The organism is Burkholderia sp. AU17457 (genome assembly GCF_002223255.1).
Classification (GTDB): Bacteria; Pseudomonadota; Gammaproteobacteria; order Burkholderiales; family Burkholderiaceae; genus Burkholderia; species Burkholderia sola.
Genome location: NZ_NKFB01000008.1, coordinates 861,738 through 887,248 on the forward strand (window position 1 = coordinate 861,738; position 25,511 = coordinate 887,248).

Genomic DNA, 25,511 nt, shown 5'->3' on the forward strand with positions numbered 1-25,511 from the left:
ATCGTCTCTCCGCTATTGAACGAGCATCGGAACCTGGGTTCCGGACGCGCTGCCGCTGCCGGGCAGGCCGTGCGTCGCGCACGGGTTGTTGCCGGACACCGACGAGCCGAGGTATTCCAGGTGCGCGACGATGGCGCCGCTGCCGGCGCTGAACGGGAGCGGATCGAGCATCAGCACGCAATCCCATTGCGTGACGTGCACCTTGCCGCTGCTCCCGGACAGCGTCGAGCAGTCGCCCTCCGGCGCGAGCGCGAGGCGCCGGTCGCTGCCGTAGGTCGCGTAGTTGCTCGCCGTCGCCGTGCCGTTGGTCGAGATGCCGCTGCCCGACGGCGGTGCGCCGTCGCCCTGGTAAGGCTTGAAGCTCGCGCGGTCGGCGACGAACTGCGTGTACGCGTCGCCCTTGATGCCCGGCGTTCCGGGCGGCCCGTAGTTCGGGCCGACATACGCGTAGCCGGTGAAGTCGGGCTGGCCGCTCGACCCATTCGCGCCGTTCGTATAGATGCCGAAGCGCGTGTTCCAGGCCCGCAGCGCCGCCGACTTCAGGCCCGTGGTGGCCAGGTCCGGCGGGCTCGTGATGTTGCAGGTATTGCCCGACAGCTCGCTCGCGAGCGTCGTCTCGTTCGTCGAGCCGTCGAGCGCCGCCCAGCCGAAGTTGCCGGGCCCGTAGGTCGACGACGACCCGGACGGCGACGAGATCCAGTCGCCGACCTTGTAGGGCGGATCGGACGGGCCGCGGCACACGAACACGGGAATCGCGCAGGTCGTCTGCCCGCCGCCGACGGTCGCGATCGCGCTCGCCGACACTTCCGCCGCATTCGCGAGCTTCGTGCCCGGCAGCACGTTCAGCACCTCGATGAACCAGTGCGCGATGTTGCTCAGCGTCGCGGTGCACTGCACGTACTTGATGCTCGCCGGCTTCGTGACCGCGTCCTTGGTCAGGAACGGATTGGTCAGCGAATCGCTGAACGTGACGTTCGCGTTCGTCGACATCTGCACCGGCGTCTTCTGGAAAAACACGAAATTCAGGTGGCCGGCTGCGATGCCGTCGGCCTCGGCCACCGACAGGCTGATGGCCGAGGTCAGGTCGCGCGCGGCCGACAGCGCGCAGGCATCGGCGCTGTTCTGCAGTTCGCTGCGCGTGACGTACAGCTTGCCAAGATCCAGTGCGAGCCCGACGAACCCGATCATCACCGCCAGCGAGAGGCCGACGATGATCGCGACGGCACCGCGCTGGCGATGCAGGCTGCGACGCGTGAGTTTCGGATAGCGGGCTGCGCGGTTCATGGCGTTCTCCCTGAGCATGCCGTCGTTATTGGGTGGCCTTGCCGATGCCGATCACGAACGCGTTGGCGGGCGGCACGGTCTGCTTGAACGACTTGTCGTAGTTGTCGAGCGCGGCCGCGGCGGCGGCGCCGTCGACCCCGGCCGCCGAGGCCGGATGTTCGCCGGCATGCGGATCGATGATCTGGGCGTGCATCACGGTGCGGACCGAGTCGCCGAAGCGGCTGTCCCACACCGGAGTCGACGACATGCAGCCGGCAAGCGCGAACGCGAGCGGGACGGCGAGCGCCGCGCGGCGCACGAATACGAGGTAGGCGGATTTCATGAGCTTCCCCTTGGATGGCTTCAACGATCGGTGGACTGGGGTTCCGCGCCCGTACGCGCGATCTGCGCGTTGGGCGCCGCCGCGATCCGGTGCTTGGTGCGCGTCGACGGCTGGGCCGACGGTTCGGCGCCGGCGGCCGCAAGACGCGCGGCGGCGGCTTCGATGCGTGCGACGCGCGCCGCGGTGGCCGCATCGGGCTGCGGAGCGGCGGCCGCGACCGGCGCCGGCGCTTTCGGCGGCTCGGCCGGCATCGACGGCTGCACGTCGGCTTGCGGCGCGCGCGGCGCGGGCAGCGCGGCCGGCACGACCGGTGCTTCCGATTTCGGCGCCGGAGCGGGCGCCGGCGCCTGGGCCGGCGTCTGCGGCGCGGCGGCTGCACCGTTCGCGGGTTGCATCGGCTGGGCGCCTGCCTTGCGCACGCCGCGGCGGCCTTCCATGTTGCCGGTCGCATACACGTCGATTTCGTTCGGCTTCGAGAAGCTGTCGGTCGGCAGCGCGACGTCCGCCGTCTGCAGCGGCTTCACCAGGTGCGGCGTGATCAGGAAGATCAGCTCGGTGCGGTCCTGCTGGAACGACGTGCTGCGGAACAGCGCGCCGAGCACCGGCACTTCGCCGACGCCGGGGATCGCCTTCAGCGCGCCGGTCGCGTTGTCCTTGATCAGCCCGCCGATCGCGAACGATTCGCCGTCGCTCATCTGCACCGTCGTCGATGCGCGCCGCGTCGTGATCAGCGGCAGGATCGACGTGCCGCCGATGTTGGTCGCGCTCAGCGTGACGCCCGTCTGCGACAGCTCCGACACTTCCGGCGCGACCCTCAGGCTGATCCGGCCGTTGGCCAGCACCGTCGGCGTGAACTTCAGCGCGACGCCGAATTCCTCTTCCTGCAGCGTGATCGACGACGTGCCGTTGCCGCTGCTCTGCGGGATCGGGATGAAGATCTTGCCGCCCGCGAGGAACGTCGCTTCCTGGCCGCTGATCGTCACGAGGTTCGGCTCGGCGAGGATCTTCACGAGGTTGTCGGTGTTCTGCGCGTCGGCCGCGATGCTGAACGGCTTGTTGTTCGCCTTGTTGAACACCGCGCCGCTCGCGACGCCGGCAAGCAGGTTGCTGACCAGCGCGCCGCTCCACGAACCGAACCCGCCCTGGATGTTGAACGCGCTGCCCATCTGGTTGATCAGCGTCTTCGACACCTCGGCCACCTTCACCTCGAGCATCACCTGCTGCGGCGACGTGACGTTCAGCATGTTGAGCACGCCGCCGCCCTGCTTGCCGTCACCCGCGCTGTCGCCGTACGCATGGGCGATCTGCACGGCCTGCTGCGCGGCCTGCGAGCTCGACACGGTGCCGGCCAGCACGATCGTGCCGGCCGCGGTCGACACGTGGATGTCGCGCTCGTTCGGCATCAGTTGCAGCAGCGACGCCTGCAGCCCGCCGGCGTCCGCGCCGACCGCGACGTCGATCACCCGGCATGCGCCGCTCCTGCCTTGCACGATCATGTTGGTCGTGCCGACCGCGAGCCCGAGAATGTACAGCGTCTGCGGCGACACCATCGTCGCCTGCGCGACGGCCGGATTGCCGATCGTCCGGTTGCGTACCGGCTCCGGCATCGGCACCAGCAGCGACTTGCCGAGCGGCACCGCGACGCTGGTCGATTCGCGCACGGCGCCGACGCAGTTCGGCCCGCGCAGCGGCCCCGCCGACGCGGCGGGCGCGGCGGCCGGCGCCGGCGTCATGCTGATCGTCATCTGCATCGGCCCCTTGCCGACCGCGGCCGGTGCGCTGGCGCCGCCCTTGGTCAGCACCGCCGATTCGATGCCTTCCTGGGCGAGTGCGCCATATACGGTCAGCCATCCCGAACAGAGGATCGCGGCCATCATCGTGCCCCGTGCGACGCGTGTGCGCAGTGGGCCGGTACCTGTGCGTTGCGGTTTGATCTTCATTTCGTCTGATCCCCCGAGAGACCGGCGCCGTGCCGGTTATCGACTTCCAAGGCCGCCGCGCGTTGCCGGCGGCCGGTTTGTTTATATGGCTGGTTGGTTTGGCTTCAGAAACACTCGACGCTGCCCTTCACGCCCGTCAGCACGCCGACGCAGTCGCGCCGGACTTCCGGCGCCGCGTGCGACGCGACGTGCACACGGACCGGCCGCACCTGGACGGGCGCCGGCGGCGCGGCCGGTGCGGGCTCCTTGCCGAGCAGCGTCAGCTTGGTCGCGCCGCCGGTGGTCAGCGTCTTCTGGTCGACCTGGTTGCGCAGCACGAGCGACAGCGTGCCGACGCTGCGCGCGAGGTCGAGCCGTTCGGCCTGGTCGGGCGTGACTTCCAGCGTCACCGCGTTGACCACCTTCGGCGCCGTGTCGTCGCGGCTGACCTGCTGCGCGACGGCGAGCACGAGGATGTGCTCGAGCACGATCTTCGAGATGCTCTGCCCGTCGGTCTTGCCCTGTTGTTCCTGCGTGTTGACGATCACATCGACGTAGTTGCCCGGCAGCGCGAAACCCGCGACGCCGACCACGTCGTTCACGCGCACCGTGATCGCGCGGCTGCCGTCGGCGATCACCGCGGACAACCCGCCCTTCGTGCCGACCGGCGCGAGCTTCGACTCGATCACCGGCTCGCCGCGCGCGAGGCTGGTGCGCACGACGCGCCCTTCGAGCGCTTTCGTGTCGGTGAACGCGCCCGTCGGCACGCTGCCCGACGGCCAGCTCACCATGTGGATCTGGTTCGGCCCGAGCGGCTCGCCCAGGTTCAGGTCGGTGGTGGCCACCGCGACGGACGTGACCGAGCTCGTGGATGTCTGCATCAGCCAGCGGGACGCGAACACGACCGCGGCGAGACCCGCGATCATCGCGACGACCAGCATCATGACTGCTCGACTGTTTTTCATGGCAATGCTCCTCGACGAATCGTGAAAGAAACCGCTCAACCGGTGATGAACGTACGGCCCCCGCGCTCGACGGGCGGCGGGTGGCTGCCGTCCCGTTCAGGCGCCGCGCCGAAGTAACTCGCCCACGCGTCGTACAGCGCGTCGTGCGTCACCTCGGGCGGATCGCCGCGGTAACGCGCGCCGGCGGCCACGAGGCGCAGCAGGTCCGCCGGAAAGCACGCGAGAAACGCCTTGCCGGTCGGCAGATGCAGCCGATGCAGCAGGAAGTCGAACGCATCGCTCGCCGATACGAGCCCGAGCGACGTGCAAGCCGCGTCGTACACCGAGCGGTAGTCGTCGATCGACATCGCGCCGACGTGCAGCTTCGAGCCGAGACGGCGCAGGAAAGCGTCGTCGCAGAACTGCTCCGGCGCCAGGTTGCTCGAGAACACCGGCCATACGTCGAACGGCAGCACGAAGCGATTGCCGGATTCGAGCGTCATGAAATCGACGCCGCGATCGAGCGGACGCAGCCAGCGATTGAGCAGGTCGCGCGGCTCGACACGCTGGCGGCCGAGATCGTCGATCACGTACATGCCCATGTTCGCCTTCATGTGCGGGGGCGCCTGGTAGAAGCCGGCCGCTTCGTCGCGACGCAGGTCGAGTTCGTCGAGCGTCAGCTCGCCGCCCGACATCACGACCGGCCGGCGGCACAGGCGCCAGCGGCGATCGACCGACTGGCCGCCGCCCGGCGCCTCCGCGTCGACGTGCACGAGCGGGTCGTAGACCTGGATCACTTCGCCGGCTGCGCAGATCGCGTGCGGCACCGGCACGCGGCCGTGCATCAGCGCGCCGAGCCGCTCGGCGAGAAAGGTCTTGCCGCTGCCGGCCGGGCCGTAGATCAGCAGCGGCCGGCCCGCGTTCAGCGCGGCGGCCGCCGCATCGAGCACCGCCGTGTCGATCACGATGCCTTCGAATGCCGCCCACACGTCGCTCTGGCCGATGTGCAGCTTGCGCACCGAATGCGCGGCCACACTCGCCAGATACGTGTCGAGCGTCACCGGCGCGGGCCCGCTGTAGCCGCTGCGTTCCCGCTCCTCGAGCGCGAGCACGCGGCCCGCATCGGTCAGGCGGAACGTCACGTCGAGATCGGTCGCGCCGCGATGGGTCAGCTCGACGAGATGCTCGCGCACCAGGAACGCAAAGACGTCGTCGAGCACCGCGAGCGGCAGGCAGTGCCGCTCGATCAGGTCGCCGTACGACGGGCGGCCGAGCACCAGCGTCGACTTCAGCACGAGCCCGGCGACGAACGCCATGCTCAGCCCGGTGTCGGCGAGCGAGCGCGGCGCCGGCGGCAGCTGCGCGCCCAGCTTCGTATGGATCTCCCGCGACGGCGGCGGATCGGGCAGGCGTGCCACCTGCGCGTCGCGTCCCCGTTCGGTGTGGTTCGTGTTCATGATCGTTGCGTCCTCGTTGCGTCCTCGTTGCGTCCTCGTTGCGTCCTCGTTGCGGATCCGTCGCGCTATGCGCACGACGCGAACAGCATGCTCAGCGTGCCGACCGCGATCGCCACGCCGTACGGCAGCGTGCCGACCGACGCGATCTCGGCGGGGCCGTCGTCGGCCTCGGCGCGCGCCGCTTGCGAGCGCCGCACGATCAGCGTGCGCACGTTCGCCCACATCTGGCGCACCCGCCCGCGCAGCAGCGCGTAGGCGATGGCGCCGATCCCGCCGGCCAGGAACGTGGCCAGCACGATGTAAAACGTCATTTCCGCGCCGACCCATGCGCCGATCGCCAGCATCAGCTTCACGTCGCCCGCCGCCATCCCGCGCAACAGGTAGAACGGCAGCAGCAGGCCGAAACCGGTCGCGGCCCCGGCGAGCCATCCGAGCACGCCTGCCAGTACGCCGTGCAACAGGCACTGCGCAACCAGCGCGCCGGCCAGGCCGAGCAACACGAGGCGATTCGGAATGCGACGGCTCGCGATGTCCGTGCTGGCCGCGGCGACCGCGAGCAGCGTCACGCACAACGGAACCGGATAAGGCGGCGCAACGGGAAGCATGGCGAACCTCGCGTATCGAATCGGTGGATCAGGAAACCATGGACAACGCGGTGGTCACGGCGGTGGCCACGGCGGCCGTCACGGCCGCGGCGATCATCTCGTAGGCATCGGCGAGCGAGCCCTTCAGCGTGACGACGGTGCCCAGCACCGCGATGGCGAACATCGACGCGAGCAATGCATACTCGATCGACGTCACACCCCGTTCGTCGGCGATCCAGCGACGGGCGACACGCGTGATGGCTTGCATGATGGTCTCCGGTTTCCGGGTGACGGAATCGCCGGGGACGGCTCGAACACTGCACCAGCCGAGCCGCCCGCGGCGCGGTGCATCAGATGCCTGCAACCGCCGAATCGAGGTCGGCCGCGATCGTGCTGAACACGGTCTTGAGGTCCTTCCCGATGGTCGACAGCGCGGCGATGATGCCGATGGCAATCAGCGCGGCGATCAGGCCGTATTCGATGGCGGTCACGCCGTCTTCGTCGCGAATGAAACGGCCGGCTTGTTGAATGAACTTGGACATGATGTTCTCCTTGCGTGGTGACTTTCAAAACCCTCGCGCACCGGCTGGTCGGATGACCGTGCATCGATACGTCGAGGAATATCGTTGATGCCGTGTGGCGCCGACGAACGATTCGAACGATCGGACAAACCGTTCGTCGTACCATCCATCAGAGGCCTGCTACCGCCGAGTCCAGATCCGCGGCGATCGTGCTGAACACGGTCTTCAGATCCGTACCGACCGTCGCCAGCGCGGCGACGATGCCGATCGCGATCAGCGCGGCGATGAGGCCGTATTCAATGGCCGTCACGCCGTCCTGATCCTGGACGAACCACGCGACCTTTTCGATGATTCTTGACATGAGCATTCTCCTTTCGGACTGCTATGAAATACCCTTCGTCGATCAAGACGTCGGGGGTGGGCACCACCGGCACTACGCTAGAAATCGGAAGCCGACGATCAGTCGCGGAAACGGGGCGGACTACCGCGGTCCGTGCGAACGGGTATCGGCGAGACGGAACATGAGAAGCGCGTGTACGGTGCGACCGGCCGGACGAATCGGGCGGCTCGAGCGACCGGAACGGCACGGCGGCCATTCGACGCATGGAATCCGGTTGAACGGGAGAGGAACTCCCGGCAAAGCTGCAATGTGTCTTTAACGCGGCTTGCGATCCGCGATGTGCTGTGGTCATTCATTTTTATTCCCCATGTACTGCCATGCCGATTTCTTATTGCCCGGAAGCTGCCAGGTCTGGTGGGTCGTTCGACGACGGTTCCCGCGGTTGATCGGACGGGAGCGGCGTGTTCCCCGACGCGCTCCGGACCATCGTTTCCGCAGGCGATTCGCGAGCCGGTTCCACTGCCTGTTGCCTGAACCGCCCGGTCGCCCCGTCGTCGACTGCCGTGCCAACGCTTACGCAAAGAGCGGACCATCCCGGGCGGAATCGAGGCGTACCAAGGGTTCCGGCGATTCGCACGCGTGCCCGTCAAACGCCCGGCTACCGAAATGTTTCAACTTTGATATATGCGGTCCGGGCGAGCGCCGCCCGCCCGGACGTCCGTCGCCGCGCTGCACAAAGGGCCAAAAAAATTTTCTCGGGATTTTCCCGAACGCGGCGAGCCGTTCGCGCGCGACGGGTTCGGCGGCATGCACAGCCGGCAAGAATCGCGGAATGTTTCAGGTCAGAAACACGAATCCGGGCGGCGGCGTTTTTTCATACCAGAAATGGCGGTTTTCGCCCGAATCGCTGAACACATTCAATGCCGTCCGGCCGTGCCTGGTTTGCATCACGCGTTTTTTTCTTCAACAATGAATTCACCGGACAACGCCATTTCAGAGCGATCGATCCGCAGGCACGACAACATCAAACGGCTGCGACAGACCACGCGGCCACACCACAGACGGGGCATCATGTACACAGCCAATCGTGAAACGCGCGATCGCGCAATACGCTGTGCTCAATGGCTGACGGCCGACCGGATCATTCCGTACAGCTGCATCATGCTGATGCTCTTCGTTGTGCTGCTGATCGTGTGGGGTGTCGTGACCGACGGCTTCACGTCGAACGCCACCGCCCGACCCGGTACCGACTTCTCGGTCTTCTGGACCGCATCGCATCTCGTGTTGCAGGGCCATGCCGCGGCGGCCTACGACACGTCGTCATTCCTGCAGGCCGAGTTCGCGCACTTCGGTGCGTATCTGCAAAACCGGCCGCTTCCCTGGCTCTATCCGCCGACGATGCTGCTGTTCATCGCCCCGGTTGCCCTCGTGCCTTTCCTGCCCGCTTACTTCCTCTTTTTCGCGGGCAGTCTTTTATGCTACGCGTTCGCCGTCTCGCGGTTGTCGGGGCTGCGCGCGCATCTTCCCGTGCCGCGCGCCGCAGCGCTCGTCGTCGTCGCGTATTCGGCGGTGTGCATGTCCGCGCTGTTCGGCCAGAACAGCATCCTGACCGCCGGCCTCGCCGCGCTCGCACTGCATCTGCTCGGCAAGCGCCCGGTCGTGGCGGGCGTACTGATCGGGCTGCTCGCGATCAAGCCGCAACTCGCGATCGTGTTCCCGTTCGTGCTGATCGCGACGCGCGCTTGGCGCACCTTCGCGGCGGCCGCGCTCAGCGCGACGCTGTTCGCGGCCGCCGGCGTCGCACTGGCCGGCCCCGCCGCGCTGCACGGGTTGAGTCATGCGATGTCGACGGTACGCGAGCAGCACTTCATGCTCGCGTCGTACTGGCTCGCGTCGCCGACGCCGTTCGCCGCGCTGCGGCTCGCGGGCGCGCCGGTGGCGGCCGCGCTGGCCGCCCAGGCGGCGGTCGCGCTCGTCGCACTCGCCGCGGCCGTCGACGTATGGCGCCGCACGCGCGACATGCGGCTGCGCGGCGCGGTGCTGGCGGTCGCCACGCTGCTGACGACGCCGTACCTGTGGAACTACGAACTGACGTGGCTCGGCATCGCGGTCTTCTGCCTGATCGCGCACGGTCTCGACGAAGGCTGGCTGCCCGGCGACCAGGGCATCCTCGTGCTCGCGTGGCTGCTGCCGATCTTCGAAATGCTGAACCGGCTGATGAAGCTGCCGCAAATCGGGCCGCTCGTGCTGCTTGCGGTGCTGTTCGTCGTGGTGCGCCGCACGGCGCTCGCCTCCCGGAGCGCACGATGAAAACGCCGTCGTTCGCCCGCCACGCGCACCCTGCCGCCCGCGTGCATCCGGAACTCCCGATCGCCGGCCCGCGCCGCCATCCGCACTGGCTCAACCGCGATCGCGTGCGGCTCTATGCCGCCGGCGTGCTGTTGACGGAGCTGCTGTTCATCGTCATTTACCTGATCCGCGTGCACCTGTCGCACGACGGCGCGCTGGACCCGCTGTCGCAGGATTTCTCGCCGGTCTGGAGCGCCGCATGGCTTGCCGCGCACGGGCACGGTGGCGACGCGTGGCATTACTCCACGCTGTTCGCGGTCCAGCAGCTGGCTATCCCGACGATGACGCTCGCGGACGGCACACTGCCGTGGCTCTATCCGCCGACGATGCTGGTGCTCGTGCTGCCGCTCGGCTGGCTGCCGTACACGCTGGCGCTCGTGCTGTGGCTCGCGATCACGTACGCGCTGTTCGCCGCGGCGATGCGCGCGACCGTGCAGCGCGACGCCGCGTGGCTGTGCGCGCTTGCTTTCCCCGGCGCATTCCTCACGGTGATCGTCGGGCAGACGAGTCTCTTCACCGCGACGCTCGCCGCCTTCGGCCTGCTCGCGCTGAACCGCCGCCCCGTCACCGCCGGCATCTGTTTCGGGTTGCTGACGATGAAGCCGCAGCTCGCGGTGCTGTTCCCGCTCGCGCTGCTGTGTGCCGGGCAATGGCGCGCACTGGGCGCATGGGCCGCGACGATCGCCGTCAGCGCCCTGCTCGCGACGCTCGCGTTCGGCGTCGGCCCGTGGATCGCGTTCACGCACTTGATCGCCCACGTCTATACGATCGTCGGCACCGGCCACGCCAAGCTCGCGCGCATGCCCACCCTGTTCGCGCTCGCGACGATGGCCGGCTGGCCCGCGCTCGTCGCGCGCGGCCTTCAACTGCTGTCGGCGGCGGCCGCGGCGATTGCCGTCGTCTACGCGTGGCGCGGCGCGTGTTCGTACGCGCTGCGCGCCGCGACCCTCGCATGCGCATGCCTGCTCGTCAGCCCCTATCTGTACGACTACGACCTGACGTGGTACGGCATCGTGATCGCGTGGTACGCACGTTATACGTGGACGCACGGCTGGCGGCGCTTCGATCGCGAATGGCTGATGCTGCTGTGGCCGATGCCGCTCGCGAGCCTCGCGATCGTGCCGCATCTGTCGTTCCAGTTCATGCCGCTCGTGACGCTCGCGTCGCTCGCGCTGCTCGTCAGCCGGATCGCCCAGGAAAGACGCGACGTGCCGTCGATGCCGGACGCGCGCGACATCTCGACCGAGACCGAATTCGCACACCCGGTCCGACCGCACCACCGCCCGGCGCACGGCATGCGCCGCACCGGCCGCCTGACGCTCGGCGCCCACCGGTAAAACGACATCACAAGGGGAATCATCATGCGGGAGTCCATCTACACGCCGCTCGTTTCGCTGGTCGTGCCGTTCTACAACGAAGGCGAAGCCGTCGAGCGCTTCTTCGACGTCGTGATTCCGCTGATGAGCGCGATCGATGCGATCCGCTTCGAGATCGTCTGCGTGAACGACGGCAGCCGCGACGACACGCTGGAACGCCTGGTCCGGATCGGCGCCGCCGAGCGGCGCGTGCGCGTCATCGATCTCACCCGCAATTTCGGCAAGGAAGCCGCGCTGACGGCCGGCCTCGACGAAGCCGCCGGCGATGCGGTGATCCCGCTCGACGCCGACCTGCAGGATCCGCCGAGCCTGATTCCAGTTCTGATCGAACACTGGCGCGACGGCGCGGAGGTCGTCGCGGCCAAGCGCAGCAACCGCGCCTGCGATTCATTCGCGAAGCGCACCGCCGCCGCGATCTACTATCGCGTGCACAACCTGCTGTCGGACGTGAAGCTGCCGGAGAACGTCGGCGATTTCCGGTTGATGGATCGCAAGGTCGTGAACGCGCTGCGCAACCTGCCCGAGCGGCATCGCTTCATGAAAGGCCTGTTCGCGTGGGTCGGCTACAAGACCGTGATCGTCGAGTACCAGCGCGACCCGCGCAGCGCCGGACACTCGAAATTCTCCGGCTGGAAGCTGTGGAATTTCGCGCTGGAGGGCATCACCAGCTTCAGCACCGTGCCGCTGCGCAGCTGGACCTACATCGGCATCGGCATCGCGGCGCTCGCGTTCGTGTACGGCGCGTTCATCATCCTGCGCACGCTGCTGTTCGGCAATCCGGTGCTCGGCTACGCGTCGCTGATCTCGGTCACGCTGTTCATCGGCGGCATCGAGCTGATCGGGATCGGCGTCGTCGGCGAATACGTCGGGCGGATCTACGACGAATCGAAGCAACGGCCCGTGTACCTGATCCGCCGCCGCTACCAGACGCACGGCAAGGTGATCGAACTGCCGGTCGCTCGCGACGCACGCCGCCAGCCCGCACGCCGGCGCGCGCAGCCGGTCCGGGCGCGCATCGGCGCGCGCTGACGTGCGGGCGCCATGATCGCGCTGCTCCAGGCCGAGCGCACGCGGCTCGTGCGCTTCGGCGTGTCCGGGCTCTGCTCGACCGCGATCCACTCGCTGGTCGCGGCGGCCCTGTTCACGCTGCTCGATGCGACGCCGGTGACCGCGAATGGGGTCGCGTTCCTCTGCGCGACCGCGTTCTCGTATCTGGCGAATACGCTGTGGAGCTTCTCGTCGACGGTGCGCACCCGCAACGCGACGCGCTTTTTCGCGGTCACGCTCGTCGGGTTCGTCGAAACGATGCTGCTTGCGCGCGCCGCCGAGGCGCTGGATGCGTCGCGCGCGACGAGCGTCGTCGCGATCGCGCTGCTGATCCCGCCGACGACGTTCGTGCTGCACCGGCTCTGGACGTACCGGTAAGCGGCCCGCTTCCCGTTCCTGCCAATAATCGGTCAATCAATTAACAGATTCAATGTCGTGATATTTATGTAACGCATCGATTCGATTGATTCCGATTTCAAAATTAACCCGACAAATCATTTGCAGACCTGTTTACTTTTACAGCTTCCACGATTAACCAAACGGGATAATCTGCATTCGCCGTCGCTTCTGCATGCGTCGAACCCGGCGAAAACCCTTGCAGCACAACGCGATGGCGGCCGCACGAAGCAATTCGCGCAACGATAAGTTCCATTACTTGAAACGGGAGCTTCTATGTCACGCGTTACCGATGTGCTCGTCTCGTTCGATACCGAAACCATTCTCAAGAAATATCCGAATCCCAGCAAGAATCCGGCCGCGCCGACGCTGATCGACTGGCATTACGTCTATATGGTGACGAACCAGGACAACGTCATCTCCGGGCAGGCGGGCGGCGAGCTCGATCTGAAGGCGCAGGTCGGCGACCTGATCCGCTGGCGCGAAACGAGCCTGTCGCTGGGCTTCGAAAACCAGGTGGTGTTCTACAAGTTCGTCGCCAACGCCGGCAACGACCTGATCTCGACGCCGACGCCGCGCGTCGCGGAAGCATCGATCCCGGTGCCGAACACGAGCAAACCGGAAGTGCCGACGTGCCAGAAGGTCGCGAACTACTACTGGTCGTCCGAATGCCTGAAGGTCGGCCGTGTGACCTACCACTTCCAGTTCCAGATCATCGATCGCAATTGCCAGAGCCAGGGCTGCTTCTCGTGGGATCCGTTCATCTCGATCCATAACTGATCGCGGCACACGGGCGGCCGCAGGCCGTCCGGCCGCTCCCTTGTTGCGGAGGGCGTGCTCATGTCTGGTGTTCGTTACGATGTCCTGGCGATCGTCGACGCCGTCACGCTGCTGTCGGCCTACCCCGATGCGAGCCGGGACGCCGACGCGCCGACCGTGATCGATGGCCGGCACATCTACGTGTTGAGCCCCGGCGACGCCGGGCAGGCCGGCCACAACGACAACCGGCTCTTCGCCGGCCTGTCGCCGGGCGACCAGCTTCATCTGCGCGAAACCGCGCTCGCGCTGCGTGCGGAGGTGACCGTGCTGTTCGTCCGGTTCGCGTTGAAGGACGCGGGCATCGTCGCGCCGATCGAAGCGGAAATCCGCGACGCCGCCATGCCGGTGCCGGACGGCGACGATCTGCTGCATCCGTCGTGCCAGCCGATGAAAGACCATTTCTGGCGCAGCGAGGTGCTGGCGGCAGGCGCCACCTCGTGCACGGCCGATTTCGCGGTGCTCGATCGCGATGGCGCCGTGTCGGGCTATTTCCGTTGGGAAACGACGATCGAGATCGCCGACCGCCGGCCGGACACGAAACCGCCCGGCGCCAAGCCGTAGCCGGATCGCGACGACTATTTCAAGCAGCCGCCGGCGGCGGCTTCAACGCGACCGGGCGGAGGACGACTACGACGATGCTCAAGCGAGCCCCGCCGCGCGCCGTACTCAGGTGCGCGGCAGCCCGGGCGGATTGGTCTGCGACCGGTCGATCGCTTCGGCGTCCAGCCGCCAGTGATCGAGCGCCTTCCGATAGCTGCCGTTCGCGATCAGCGCATTGATCGCGAGCGTCAGCGGATCGGCGAGGCCGCTGCCCTTGCGGGTCGTGATCGCGATATCGGCGGTGCGCGGCCAGCCGCCGCTGACGGTGCCGATCAGCTTCGCATCGCCGCGCAGCGATGCCTGGTACGCGAGCATCGAATTCACGCTGAAGATCGTGTCGACGCGGCCCGACTGCAGCGCGACCCAGCGTTCGGCCGCATCCGCGTAGTACTGGATCTCGACCGGCGCGAGGCCGCGCGCGACGTTCTGCCGGTTCCATTCGAGCAGGATCTTTTCCTGGTTCGTGCCCGAATCGGTCACGACCCGCAGCCCGGCGACATCCTTTGGTTCGCGGATCGCGGCAAGCTTGCTGTTGGTTTTCACGTAGAAGCCGAGTTGGTCCTTCCGGTAGGTCGAGAAGTCGAACTTCTCCTTGCGCTGCTCGGTCACCGTCACGTTCGAGATCACCGCGTCGACCTTGCCGGACTGCAGCGCGAGCGGCCAGTCGGCCCATGCGAGCGGCACGATCTTCAGCTTGCGGCCGATGCTGTCCGCGATCAGCTGCGCGAGATCGGGATCGAACCCGACCACCGTGCGCGCGTCGGTCGCATAGGTGCTGAGCGGCGGCAGGTTCGGCGCGATGCCGATCGTCAGCGTATTCGCTTCGGCAAACCGGAAACCGGCCGGCAGCGCCTGCTCGACCGCCGGGTTCAGCGTGCCGCGCTGTCGGGCCGGCTGCTCGGGGCTCAGGTCGAACGATGCAGCGTGCGCGGTGACGGCGCTTCCGGCACTCGCCGCGATCAGCGCGACGGCCAGCACGCGGGCGATGCGCCCAACGGGAAAGGCGGTTCTTCTCATGTCTTGTGGATTCCTGTTTTTATTCGCGGATGCTCGCAGCGAGCGCGGGCAGCAGGCTGACAACGTTCGGCGCCAGTCGCTGCCCTGTCGCGTCGATCACGCAGGCGTCGCTTCGAGTTCGACCGCGGCCGCACGCTGCGTCGCCGGTTGCACGACGGGCGACGGACGCCTCGTGTGCGCCGACTCGCCCGCATACACCGCCTTCGGGTCGAACACGCGCGCCTGCAGCGGCGTGAACGCACGGAAGTTCCACAGGCTGCGCGCGACGAACACGCGCTGCACCCAGCGGAACGCGCGGTCGTTCTCGTCGTACTGCGGATCGAAGCGGTCGCGCGAATGCAGCGTGAAGTGGTTGTTGATCAGCACCAGCTTGCCCGGCGATACCTGCACGCCGAACGACACCTCGCGCACCGCGCGATACAGGTTGGCCAGCGCTTCCTGCGCACGTGTGTTGACCGCCAGCACCATGTCCGGATAGAACGCGACCGTCACGCGCGGCGCATCGAGCGGCCCCGACAGCACGGCGCTCAGGTCGGTGTTGTCGCGCGGCGTGGGCGCGGCGCCGCGCCACCGGTACGGCACGCGAATGATGTAGTGCTCGCCGTAGAGTTGCGCGATATCGTCCGCCGACAGCAGTTGCAGTGCGCGGCGCGCATCGGCGAGGCGCGTGTACGGGCCGCCGCCGGCCTCGCTGCGCACGCCGAGCAGCAGCAGCGCGAACGGCGACGTATCGCCTTCCGGCATGTGCGCCTGCGCGGCGTTCTCGATATGGAAGTCGAGCTCGACCTCGGAGCCGAGGCCCGTGTAGTCGCGCGCGGTCGCCTTGTGCGGCGTCAGGTTGTTCACCAGCTCGCGGCCTTCGTGCGCGATCGAGTACGGTTCGCCGGCCAGCGTGCTCAACGCGACCAGCACGTTCTCGCTCAGCACGCCGGCCTTGAACGAGCGGCCGGTTTCCTCGAACCGCGGGCTGCCCGTCACGCCGTTGTCGATCGGCAGATTGTCGAGCTCGATCGAGCCGTGCGCGTCCGCGGTCGGCGCCTTCGCCCGATCGAATGCGTCGACGATCCGGTCGGGAAACGCGTTGTAGGCCAGCTTGCGGACTGCGCTGATGTAGCCTGCGCCGCCGGCCGGGTCGTAATCCAGCGTGCCGAGCGTCTTGCGGATGTGAGCGGATTCCGCTGCCGTCAAGGCAATACGTGCATCTGCGAGATAGGTCATAGGTCTCTCGAATAAAGATCTGGTTCGAAGAGCGGCGTGGCATCGCCGCCGCGCTCCGCCGTCCTCGGTGCGAAGCGCTCGACAAGACTAGGAGACCGCCATTGCATTTCGAAATGATATTAATTCGATTGCAAACAAAAATTATCGATATAAGTTCAGCAATGCGGACGGAACCGGTTCACCGTGTGTGCGCCGCTCCTTAACACGAATACTTGTTAAAAAATCGTTGCTTATTATTTGTATTCGCCAACGGGTCGATGCTAGTTTTCTGTCGGATTCGACGATGCGGCCGGCTCACGACGAGAAGCCGGCTCCGTTCATCTCCACACGGGAACCCGCCAGATGACTCGATACCGCCTGTTGCGCCCTATGTCCCGCACGTTCCGTATGCCGCGGGAGCCGCGATGAGCGACCGTGCCCCGGCACTCGACCACGTCGCCCCGGTCGACCGCGCGCCGACCGCCGCAGCGGCTCCGCCCCGCGCGTCGCTGCGCGCGATCTTCCCGACCGTCGCGGCCGCGAGCCTCGGCTTCGCGATCGTCCAGCTCGACGTGACCGTCGTCAACGTCGCGATTCCGAGCCTCGGCCACGCATTCGGATCGAGCGTCCACGGGCTGCAGTGGATCGTCGATGCGTACACGCTGTCGTTCGCCGCGCTGCTGCTGACGTCCGGCACGCTGGCCGACCGCTTCGGCAGCCGCCGGCTGTTCGCCTACGGTCTCGCGCTGTTCCTGCTCGCGTCGCTCGGCTGCGCGCTTGCGCCGTCGCTGGCCGCGCTGGTCGCCGCGCGCGTCGCCCAAGGCGTCGGCGCCGCGATGATCCTGCCCACGTCGCTCGCGCTCATCACGCATGCGTGCGCCAACGATGCTGCCGCGCGCGTAAAAGCCGTCGCGTGGTGGAGCGCGACGGGCGGCGCGATCAGCGCGGCCGGGCCGACGCTCGGCGGCCTGCTGATCGATTCGCTCGGCTGGCGCGCAATCTTCTTCATCAACCTGCCGATCTGCGCGCTCGGGCTATGGCTCACGCTGCGTCACGTGCGGGATTCCGCCGCCGCGCGCCCGCGGCTGTTCGACCCGGCCGGCCAGATCGTCGCGGTGCTCGTGCTCGGGCTGCTGACGGGCGGCATCATCCGGGCCGGTGCGCACGGAATCGGCGACCCGTATGCGGCTGCCGCGCTGATCGCGTCGGTCGTGCTCGGTGCGCTGTTCGTCGCGATCGAGCGGCACGTGGCCGCGCCGATGTTGCAACTCGCGCTCCTCCGGATCGCCCGCGTGCCGGGCGTGCTTGCGATCGGCGCGATCACGAATGCGGCGTTCTACGGGCTGATCTTCTCGCTCAGCCTCTATTTCCAGAACGCGCGCGGCTTCACGGCGACCGAATCGGGGCTCGCGCTCGCGCCGCTCACGATCATCATGCTCGCCAACATCGCGAGCGCCCGGCTCGCGGTCCGCTACGGGTTTCGCGCGACCGTCATCGTCGGCCTCGCCGTATCGCTCGCCGGCTACGTGTGGCTGTGGCAGACCCTCGCCGCGCATACGCCGTACGCGCTGCTGGCGCCGGGGCTTGCGGCGATGGCGATCGGCGGCGGCATCGCGATTCCCGCGCTGACGTCGACGATGCTCGGCAGCGTCGAGGCCGGCCGCTCGGCCACCGCGTCCGCGATTCTCAACACCGCACGCCAGGTCGGCGCCGCGATCGGCGTCGCGGCGCTCGGCGCGCTGGTTGCCGGCCAGGGCGCGGCAATCGTGGCCGGCGCGTCGCGCGCGTTTGCGATCGCGGCCGCGCTCGTCGCGCTCTGTATCGTGCTGGCCGTGCGCTGGCCCGGCGACGCACGCGGCGACGGCACCCGGGCCTGAACACCTTGCCGCACGACATCCTTCAACCGATCCCCCATCCGAGCGAGGAATCCATGCAGCATCGCTTCATCGATACCGTCCTGATCGTCGACGGCGCGTCGACCGCCGCGTACCTGGCCCCCGCGTTTCGTGCATACGGCATCCGTTGCGTGCACGTGATCAGCGACCCCGATCTGCCGGCCATCTACCGAAACCAGTTCGTGCCGTCCGACTACATCCGGCAGGTCCAGCATCGCGGCGACATCGACGCGACGCTCGCGCAGCTGAGCGACCTGCGAATCGGCGCGGTGCTGCACGGCCTCGACGCGGCGCTCGAGCTGGCCGACACGCTGGCCGAGCGGCTCGACGTGCCATTTCGCAACCCGCTCGCGACCTCCGCCGCTCGACGCGACAAGTTCGCGATGAACGAGCGCATTCGCCAGGCCGGGCTGCGCGCGCCCGCGCATTTCCACAGCACGTCGGTCGATGAAGCGCTCGCTTGGGCGCGCGCGCACGGCACGTTGCCGCTCGTCGTGAAGCCGGCGCGCAGCGCGGGCGTGGCCGGCGTGAAGATCTGCCGGACGCTCGCGCAGGTCGAGGCCGCCGCGCGCGACGTGCTCGCCACCCGTTCGCTGTACAACCAGCCGAACGACGACATCGTGATCCAGAGCTATTCCGAAGGGCAGGAATACATCGTCGATTCGGTATCTTTCGAGGGCCGCCATCGCGTGGTCAGCCTGTGGGAAGTGCATCGCGACCGCACGCACGCGCCGCGGCTCGACAAGATGCTGGTGCTGAACCACGCCGACCCGCGCTACGCGCCGCTGCTCGACTACGCGGCCGACGTACTCGACGCGCTCGACGTGCGCTTCGGGCCGACTCATCTGGAGCTGTTCGATACGGCCGACGGCCCGACCATCGTCGAGCTGAACGCGCGGCTGCACGGCAGCCTCGACCCGCGGTTGACGAGCGCGGTCAGCGGCGAGAATCACGTGTCGGCCACCGTTGAAGCCGTGCTGCATCCGGAGCGGCTGTTCGGCGACGTCGCCACGCCGGCGGATTTTCGCGGATACTGCGGGCACGTGCTGCTGCTGTCGTCGCGCAACGGCGTGCTGCGGCAGGATTTCACGTGGCAGGCGATCCAGGCGCTACCGTCGTTCGTCGGGCTCAAGCAATGGATCAAGGTGGGCGATACGCTACGCGTGACCACCGACCTGCAGACGGCGCTCGGCACGGTCGGCCTGTACAGCCCGACGTTCGAGCGACTGCTCGAGGACTGCGCGCGCATTCGCGAAATCGAGGCCGATTTCTTCGCGGACGAGCGTGCGGTCGTGCCGGCCTAGGGCTGCAGCGTGCTGGTGTCAGCGCGCGAGCAGCGCACCCGCCTGCCGGCCGAGCACCGCGCGCAACGCGTCGAGTTCGGGCAACGCAGGCGCTTCGTCGGGCGTGACGAGGTAGGTCGTCACGCTGTCGAGATCGTCGAATGCGTGCGTGCGCAGCTCCTTGCGCGCCACGTGTTCGGTCGTGATCCGTTTCGGCAGGATCGCGACGCCCATCCCGGCAGCGACGCAGCCGAGGATCGCGCCGAACGTGCCGAACGACGACACCGATTCGATCGCGACGCCGCGCGCCTTCAGCCAGTGCTCCGCGACCGCGCGATACGGGCAGCCGTCGTGAAACGCGAGCAAGCGCACCGTGTTGTCGGCCAGCAACTGCCGGCGCGTGACGGTCGCCGCGCTCACCAGCACCATGTCTTCCGCGAACGCGGGCTCGTAATGCAGCCCGGGCCGCACGACCGCGCGTGCGGTGAGCGCCGCGTCGATCCGGCCGCGCAGCAGCGCGTCGGCCAGATCCGGCTCGCTGCCGATCTGCACCGCGAGGCCGAGCGCCGGATCGCGCTCCTTCAGCGCGGCGGCCAGCGCCGGCAGCCGCGTGGCGGCCGTGCTTTCCATCGAACCGAGCCGGAAGCTGCGGGCAACCGGCGTTTCGCGCACCACCTGCGTTGCTTCGTCAACGAGGCGCAAGATGCGGTCGCAATACGGCATCAGCCGGCGCCCGGCATCGTTCAGCACCAGCCGCTTGCCGTGCCGGTCGAACAGCGGCGCGTCGAGCGACTCCTCGAGCTGACGCAGCCGCGCGGTGACGTTCGATTGCGTGCAGCCGAGCCGTTCGGCCGCGCGCAACGCGCTGCCTTCCTGCACGACCGCCCGGAAAGTTTCGAGCAGAGGGATGTTCATATCAGTTTCTCTTGTTATTGATCCATCTTATATCATTTTACTTCGCTCATCATCCGGATTAGCCTAGCGGGTATTCCCTGCCGGCCGCCTCTCCAAGGAATCCGCATGCCATCCGCTGCCTGCTTCGGCTTCACTCCCGTTCGCCGCCAGCCCGAGGTTCGCCCGTGCGCACAGTGATCGCCGCACTGGTGCGGCGCGGCCCGACCGTGCTCGCGTGCGGCGTCGGCCTCGGGCTGCTGGCGCCGCCGCTCGCGGATCTCGCTCGGCCGCTGATGCCCGTTACCGTGTTCCTGTTCGTGCTCGGCACGCTGCTGCGCGTGGAGCCGAGCGCCGTGCGCGCGGTCGCGCGGCGGCCCGCCGTGTCGCTGCTGCTGCCCGCCGTGACGATGATCGCGTGCCCGGTCGCGCTCGGCATCGCCGCGCGGCTCGCGGGTTTGCCGTACGACTGGGTCGTCGCGCTGGTGATCGCCTACTGCGCGCCGCCGTCGAGCGGCACGTCGACGATCGCGCGAATGCTGTCGCTCGACGCCAGTGTCGCACTCGTCGCGACGCTCGCGTCGATGGTGTTCGTGCCGCTGACCGCGCCGCTGCTGACCGCCTGGTTCAGCCACGACGCGGCGGTATCGATCTCGCCGTCGAGCCTCGCGCTGCGGCTCGCGCTGCTGATCGGCAGCGCCGAGGGCGTCGCGCTGCTCGTGCGGCGCTTTGCCGGCGCGCGGCTCGCGCGCCATGCGACGCCGATCGACGCAACCGTCGTCGTCGCGCTGCTGATATTCGCGCTGGGCACGATGGCCGGCATGCAGCAGTCGATCATCGACGCACCGCACCGCGCATTGACCGCGATCGCGCTCGCGTTCGCCGTCAACGCGGGCTTCCAGATCGTCGCGTACGGGCTCACGCCCGGCGACGTCCGCACGCGCCTGAACGTCGCGCTGATCATCGCCAATCGCAACGTCGGGCTGATGTGGGCCGCGCTCGGGCTGGCCGCGACGCCGACCATGGCGCTCGTGTTCGCGTGTGCGCAATTGCCGATCTATACGCTGCCGCGCGTCGTCCAGCATATGCTGCCGCGCCTCGAAGCGCAGCGGCTGCGCAGGCGCGCACGCTAGCCGGTATCCCTCTTCCGCCCTCGATCAAGGATTCATCATGAAGCGACTCATCGTGATCGGCGCACGCGCCACCGGCAGCAGCGTCGCACTGGTGCGCGCCGCCGTCGCACGCCAGGTGGCCGTGACCGTCATCACCGCGCCCGGCCATCGCATCGACGACGTGTTTCCCGACGGCATCGAGACGGTCAATCTCGCGCCCGACGCCGGCCAGCTCGTCGAATGGCTGCGCGCGCGCTTTCCGGACGAACTCGACACGCTGCGCGTGACGACCGCGCACGACAGCTATGCGCGCACCGCCGCGTGGGTCGCCGATGCGCTCGGCCTGCCCGGCCCCGATGCGCGGCATGTCGCGCACGCGGTATCGAAGTCGAACCAGAAGGCGCTGCTCGCCGCGCACGGGATCCCGGCCGCGCAGTTCGTCGCGGGTACGCTCACCGCGCCGGCGGCGCTCGCGGCCGCCGCGGCCCCGTTGCGCTTTCCGGTCGTCGTCAAGCCGTCGGAAGGCTCCGCGAGCGACGGCGTGCGCCGCTGCGAGGACATCGCCGCCGTGCGCGCGCAGCTCGACGCGCTCGCCGCCGCGCAGGCCGATGCACCGTCGCTTGCGACCGAACGCGTCGTCATCGAGGAATTCCTGGACGGCAGCGAATACTGCGTCGAGTATTTCGACGGCCGCTACGTCGGCGCGCTGCGCAAGCTGAAGCGGCATGGCGCGGGTTTTCTCGAACGCGGCTATACGTCGGAACTCGATCTCGACGCCGACACGCTGCGCGCGCTGATCGACGTCGGCACGCGTGCGACGGCCGCCGCCGGGCTCACGTGGGGGCCCGTGCATCTCGACTGCATCGTGCATGACGGCGTGCCGCACGTGATCGAACTGAATCCGCGCATCGCGGGCAGCTTCATCTGCGACATCGTGCGCGACGGCTATGGCTTCAACGTGGTCGAAGCGTTGCTCGACAAGCTCGACGGAAAGACGGTGACGATCCCCGAGCTGTTCGAGCCGCACGCATATGCGCGCGCCGAATTCCTGCTCGACAGCGATCCCCGTGCGTGGCGTTTCGAGCAGGCGGGCGCGATCGATGATGGCGCGGTCAGGATCAGCTACGGGCCGCAGGTGCTGCCCGATCGTGAACGGCGTGCGTTTCTTTATGTGCGGGTGGCGGTGCCGGCGGGGCACGATTCGGCGCGCGACGTGGGTTTGGCCGCTGAGCGCGGTGAATTGAAATCCACTACCGAGTCGGCCTGACTTCGGGGGAGCGCGGTTTGCTTGCGCCGGCGGCGCATTCAATGCAACGGCGACCACGCCTCCGGCAAGCCGATCGTCGACGTTGCCCTTTCGATCTGTTCCGGACCGCCTGCCGGCGGCCAAAGACCCTCCGCGTAGTGCCGCTTTCGCAACGCCATGCGTTCTTCCAGACTCGAGAATCCCCAGATGTGCGTGATGCGCGGCGGTCCATCGAGCGCGTACATGTTGCAAACGAGATGCGACGTATAGGCTTGGGCCGGGCCCATCGCGCGTTCCCACGCGGAAATGGTCGGCGCAATACCGCCGGCTTTCAGCCAGTAGCGGCGAATTTCATAGAAGTCGCCCAACACCGCCGGTTCGATGTCGGGGAGAAAAGGAAAAAGCGCATGGCTTTCCATCGTCAATCGAACGGACGCGCTTTCAATGCCGAAAGGTTGCTCGGCGCTCAATGCCCGATTGCGTTCATGCTGCAATTCATCCATCGTCTCGAAGCCACGCAGCACGACGACCCGCGATAGCTCGCCAATTTCCGTGCGCCATGCGCCAAGCAGCCGCCCTAGCGCGCCGGCATCCGATACCCAGTGATGCGCACGGTGGGACACGATATTCTGGTCCAGAAGCGGACACGACAACGTCGTGAGTTCATACAGCATGTCTGCCCTCCTTTCGCTCGCCTGTCGCAATGCATTTCCACCGCAATGTATTTCCAAACCGGTGGCGGATAAACGCGCCGCACCTTGAAACAGAATCCAGTACCATTGCGCAATGGATCTCCTCAAGGCGATGGCCGTATTCGTCCGCATCGTGGAAACGGGTAGCCTGACGGCGGCCGCGCAGGCGTCCGATCTGTCGCCGACCATGGTCGGCAACTACCTTCAGGCGCTGGAAAGCCGGCTGGGCGCGGTCCTCGTTCACCGCACGACGCGCAAGCAGAAAGTCAGCGCGTTCGGCCGGGCTTACTACGAGCGATGCGTCGAAGTCCTCGGTCTGGTCGACGACACGGAACAGCTTGCACTCGATCACCTCAAGCATCCACGCGGGCGTCTGCGCGTGACGGCGCCTGTCGTGTTTACGAACGAGTGCCTGATTCCCGCGCTCGCGGACTATTACCAGCGCTACCCCGAGATCAAGCTCGATATCGTCGCAACCGACTCGCTCGCCGATCTGTTCGACGAAGGTTTCGAGGCCGCCATTCGCATCGGCGCGCTCGCCAGTCCGGATGTGGTCGCGCGTCCGCTGGCGCCATACCGGCTGGTGCTCTGTGCGTCGCCCGCTTACGTTCACGAACATGGCGCGCCGACTACGCCGCACGCGCTGCGCGAGCATCACTGCCTGACGTATGCGTATCCGCCCCGATCGGAATGGCACGCGGCGCACGCCCACTGGATGCTGGAAGGCCCGGATGGGCCGATGAGCATCTGCGTGGACGGCAGACTGAAAATCGACAGCGCGGAAGCGTTGCGCCGGGCGACGTTGAGCGGGCTCGGTATCGCGATGCTGCCTTCGATGTTGATCCACGAGGACATTCGCGACGCGCGCCTCGTCGAGATCATGCCGGACTTCGCCGCCCCCGAGCGATCGATGAATCTGCTTTATCCGCAACAGAAGCAGAAATCACCGAAGCTTCGCAGCTTTACCGAATTCGTGGTCGACCGGTTCGGCGCCGAAACGGCCTCCCGGATGTGATACGGCTACCGCCGCCGGTCGCGAAAGACGCCCTCTTCCACCGCGCCCCGCTTCACGCCTTCGCGAAAGCGAGCAAGCGTTCGCCAAGTCTGGCCGGTTGCTCCTGCTGGATCCAGTGGCCTGCGCCGTCGATCAGCTCGATGCCACGCATTCTCGTCGTCGCCTTCGTTCTCATCAGATCGAGCGCGCCCGGCGCGGCATAAGTGCCCCAATCGCTCGTGCCGCCAATGAAGAGCGAGGGGACGTCGATCGTCTTGCCCGAAAACAGGCGCAACTCGGCGTTCAGGTCAGGATCGGACAACACACGATAAGCCTGAAGCGCGCCTTGGAACCCGGTGCGGCCGTACTCCGCCGTGTACACGCCAAGTTCCGCATCGGTCAGCCATGTACAGCCAAGGGTTTCGCTGGCGGACGGTTGGAATGGCGCGACGGTTTCGGGCATCGTCTTGCCGAGATCCATCACGTAGTACGTGGGCATTTGCGCCAGCTCCGCAGCCGTGAGCGCCTTGAGCGGATGCGGCTTGTTGCCCGGCCAGTCGGCGCTCTTGACATGGAAAAATGCGCGAAGAAACGCGGATAAACCTTGCGGTGGATGCCACATGTCCCGGTTGGCGTTTCGTGTACTGAGGTATTGCTGGTAATACGCCCTCGGCGGATCGAGCGCCGCAAGCGCCGCCGCCAGTTTCCGAGCGTCATCGTTCGGTCGAGCCGACGATGCCTCGCTTCGCGCCGTGTCGAACGGAAGCGCCGGCGGGCCAGGGAACGGTGCGCTCATCAACACCACCGACGGAAAGACGTCGGGTCGCGCGAGCGCACAATACACCGCCACGGGCGAGCCGAGGTCGTGTCCTACCAGCATCGACGTCTGCCGATACCCCAATGCCGAAACCAATCCGAGCGCGTCGCGCGTCATATTCAACAGGCTGAACGGCGCGAGCGGGGCGTCATAGTCGTTCACCCAGCCGGTGGTGCGGCCAAACCCCCGCTGGTCGGGCGCCACGACGTGGTATCCCGCGTCGGCCAGGATGGGAATGAGATGCCGCCAGCCGTAGGCCAAATCCGGAAAGCCGTGCAAAAGCAACGCGAGCGGCCGGCCGGCGCTTTCATGACCGGCCTCGAGAATATGGACATCGAGGCCGTTCACCCCGGGGATCATGCGCGAACGCACCCCTTTGGGAAGCGTTCCTGCGGCGTAGGTTGGCATG

The 25,511-nt window shown here is 67.4% G+C and carries 25 protein-coding genes; 11 read left to right on the plus strand and 14 right to left on the minus strand.

What is annotated here, in order from left to right; all coding sequences use genetic code 11:
- Positions 1–12: 12 nt before the first annotated feature.
- The 9 genes from CFB49_RS33840 to CFB49_RS33880 form a co-directional block, all read right to left on the minus strand.
- Positions 13–1,284, minus strand: a complete 1,272-nt coding sequence (locus CFB49_RS33840) for a pilus assembly protein TadG-related protein (protein ID WP_089493749.1) — start codon at positions 1,282–1,284, stop codon at positions 13–15.
- 25 nt (positions 1,285–1,309) lie between these two features.
- Positions 1,310–1,606, minus strand: coding sequence for a hypothetical protein (locus CFB49_RS33845; protein ID WP_069619951.1), 297 nt, complete (start codon positions 1,604–1,606; stop codon positions 1,310–1,312).
- A 20-nt stretch (positions 1,607–1,626) separates the two neighbouring features.
- On the minus strand, positions 1,627–3,546 hold the full coding sequence (locus tag CFB49_RS33850) for a type II and III secretion system protein family protein (RefSeq protein WP_089437956.1): 1,920 nt from the start codon (positions 3,544–3,546) through the stop codon (positions 1,627–1,629).
- 104 nt (positions 3,547–3,650) lie between these two features.
- Complete coding sequence (gene cpaB / locus CFB49_RS33855) at positions 3,651–4,490, minus strand: Flp pilus assembly protein CpaB (RefSeq protein WP_089493557.1); 840 nt, start codon at positions 4,488–4,490, stop codon at positions 3,651–3,653.
- 35 nt (positions 4,491–4,525) lie between these two features.
- Positions 4,526–5,926 (minus strand): ATP-binding protein, encoded by a 1,401-nt coding sequence (locus tag CFB49_RS33860; RefSeq protein WP_069619948.1) that lies wholly within the window; start codon positions 5,924–5,926, stop codon positions 4,526–4,528.
- Positions 5,927–5,991: 65 nt separating this feature from the next.
- Positions 5,992–6,531 carry an A24 family peptidase gene (locus CFB49_RS33865; RefSeq protein WP_089493558.1) on the minus strand — a complete coding sequence of 180 codons (540 nt, stop codon included), beginning with the start codon at positions 6,529–6,531 and terminating at the stop codon, positions 5,992–5,994.
- A gap of 28 nt (positions 6,532–6,559) precedes the next feature.
- Positions 6,560–6,778 (minus strand): Flp family type IVb pilin, encoded by a 219-nt coding sequence (locus CFB49_RS33870; RefSeq protein ID WP_069619946.1) that lies wholly within the window; start codon positions 6,776–6,778, stop codon positions 6,560–6,562.
- Between the two features lie 82 nt (positions 6,779–6,860).
- Positions 6,861–7,052, minus strand: coding sequence for a Flp family type IVb pilin (locus CFB49_RS33875; RefSeq protein WP_050015343.1), 192 nt, complete (start codon positions 7,050–7,052; stop codon positions 6,861–6,863).
- A 148-nt stretch (positions 7,053–7,200) separates the two neighbouring features.
- Positions 7,201–7,392: a Flp family type IVb pilin gene (locus tag CFB49_RS33880; RefSeq protein ID WP_069619945.1), complete on the minus strand. Its 192-nt coding sequence runs from the start codon at positions 7,390–7,392 to the stop codon at positions 7,201–7,203.
- 1,050 nt (positions 7,393–8,442) lie between these two features.
- Between CFB49_RS33880 and CFB49_RS33885 the strand changes: the two genes are divergently transcribed.
- The 6 genes from CFB49_RS33885 to CFB49_RS33910 all read left to right on the plus strand — a co-directional run bounded on the left by CFB49_RS33885 (position 8,443) and on the right by CFB49_RS33910 (position 13,919).
- On the plus strand, positions 8,443–9,681 hold the full coding sequence (locus tag CFB49_RS33885) for a glycosyltransferase family 87 protein (RefSeq protein WP_089493559.1): 1,239 nt from the start codon (positions 8,443–8,445) through the stop codon (positions 9,679–9,681).
- Entirely contained in the window at positions 9,678–11,057 is a 1,380-nt protein-coding gene (locus CFB49_RS33890; protein WP_089493560.1) for a glycosyltransferase family 87 protein, read from the plus strand. Before CFB49_RS33885 ends, CFB49_RS33890 begins: the two co-directional genes overlap by 4 nt.
- 24 nt (positions 11,058–11,081) lie before the next feature.
- Complete coding sequence (locus CFB49_RS33895) at positions 11,082–12,125, plus strand: glycosyltransferase family 2 protein (protein WP_069619942.1); 1,044 nt, start codon at positions 11,082–11,084, stop codon at positions 12,123–12,125.
- Between the two features lie 12 nt (positions 12,126–12,137).
- Positions 12,138–12,521, plus strand: a complete 384-nt coding sequence (locus tag CFB49_RS33900; protein ID WP_089493561.1) for a GtrA family protein — start codon at positions 12,138–12,140, stop codon at positions 12,519–12,521.
- 294 nt (positions 12,522–12,815) lie between these two features.
- Entirely contained in the window at positions 12,816–13,319 is a 504-nt protein-coding gene (locus CFB49_RS33905; RefSeq protein ID WP_069619940.1) for an inclusion body family protein, read from the plus strand.
- Positions 13,320–13,379: 60 nt separating this feature from the next.
- Positions 13,380–13,919, plus strand: coding sequence for an AidA/PixA family protein (locus CFB49_RS33910; protein ID WP_069619939.1), 540 nt, complete (start codon positions 13,380–13,382; stop codon positions 13,917–13,919).
- 105 nt (positions 13,920–14,024) lie between these two features.
- Here CFB49_RS33910 and CFB49_RS33915 read toward each other — a convergent pair whose 3' ends face one another.
- Together CFB49_RS33915 and CFB49_RS33920 are read right to left on the minus strand one after the other, a co-directional pair.
- Complete coding sequence (locus CFB49_RS33915; protein ID WP_069619938.1) at positions 14,025–14,975, minus strand: ABC transporter substrate-binding protein; 951 nt, start codon at positions 14,973–14,975, stop codon at positions 14,025–14,027.
- Positions 14,976–15,071: 96 nt separating this feature from the next.
- Entirely contained in the window at positions 15,072–16,193 is a 1,122-nt protein-coding gene (locus CFB49_RS33920) for a TauD/TfdA family dioxygenase (protein WP_089493562.1), read from the minus strand.
- 404 nt (positions 16,194–16,597) lie between these two features.
- On the opposite strand from CFB49_RS33920, the gene CFB49_RS33930 reads away from it, so the two are divergent.
- Together CFB49_RS33930 and CFB49_RS33935 are read left to right on the plus strand one after the other, a co-directional pair.
- Entirely contained in the window at positions 16,598–18,049 is a 1,452-nt protein-coding gene (locus CFB49_RS33930) for an MFS transporter (protein WP_089493563.1), read from the plus strand.
- Between the two features lie 53 nt (positions 18,050–18,102).
- Positions 18,103–19,371: an ATP-grasp domain-containing protein gene (locus CFB49_RS33935; RefSeq protein ID WP_089493564.1), complete on the plus strand. Its 1,269-nt coding sequence runs from the start codon at positions 18,103–18,105 to the stop codon at positions 19,369–19,371.
- Positions 19,372–19,389: 18 nt separating this feature from the next.
- Here the strand turns inward: CFB49_RS33935 and CFB49_RS33940 are convergent, their stop codons facing one another.
- Positions 19,390–20,265: a LysR family transcriptional regulator gene (locus tag CFB49_RS33940; protein ID WP_089493565.1), complete on the minus strand. Its 876-nt coding sequence runs from the start codon at positions 20,263–20,265 to the stop codon at positions 19,390–19,392.
- Between the two features lie 164 nt (positions 20,266–20,429).
- On the opposite strand from CFB49_RS33940, the gene CFB49_RS33945 reads away from it, so the two are divergent.
- Together CFB49_RS33945 and CFB49_RS33950 are read left to right on the plus strand one after the other, a co-directional pair.
- Positions 20,430–21,374, plus strand: a complete 945-nt coding sequence (locus CFB49_RS33945; protein ID WP_089493566.1) for a hypothetical protein — start codon at positions 20,430–20,432, stop codon at positions 21,372–21,374.
- Positions 21,375–21,411: 37 nt separating this feature from the next.
- Complete coding sequence (locus tag CFB49_RS33950; protein ID WP_089493567.1) at positions 21,412–22,620, plus strand: ATP-grasp domain-containing protein; 1,209 nt, start codon at positions 21,412–21,414, stop codon at positions 22,618–22,620.
- Positions 22,621–22,658: 38 nt separating this feature from the next.
- Here the strand turns inward: CFB49_RS33950 and CFB49_RS33955 are convergent, their stop codons facing one another.
- Positions 22,659–23,273 carry an NIPSNAP family protein gene (locus tag CFB49_RS33955; RefSeq protein WP_089493568.1) on the minus strand — a complete coding sequence of 205 codons (615 nt, stop codon included), beginning with the start codon at positions 23,271–23,273 and terminating at the stop codon, positions 22,659–22,661.
- A gap of 112 nt (positions 23,274–23,385) precedes the next feature.
- Here CFB49_RS33955 and CFB49_RS33960 point away from each other — a divergent pair, with 112 nt between their 5' ends.
- Entirely contained in the window at positions 23,386–24,306 is a 921-nt protein-coding gene (locus tag CFB49_RS33960) for a LysR family transcriptional regulator (protein WP_089493569.1), read from the plus strand.
- A 52-nt stretch (positions 24,307–24,358) separates the two neighbouring features.
- On the opposite strand, the gene CFB49_RS33965 is transcribed toward CFB49_RS33960, so the two are convergent.
- Positions 24,359–25,462, minus strand: coding sequence for an alpha/beta fold hydrolase (locus CFB49_RS33965; protein WP_089493570.1), 1,104 nt, complete (start codon positions 25,460–25,462; stop codon positions 24,359–24,361).
- Positions 25,463–25,511 lie beyond the last annotated feature (49 nt).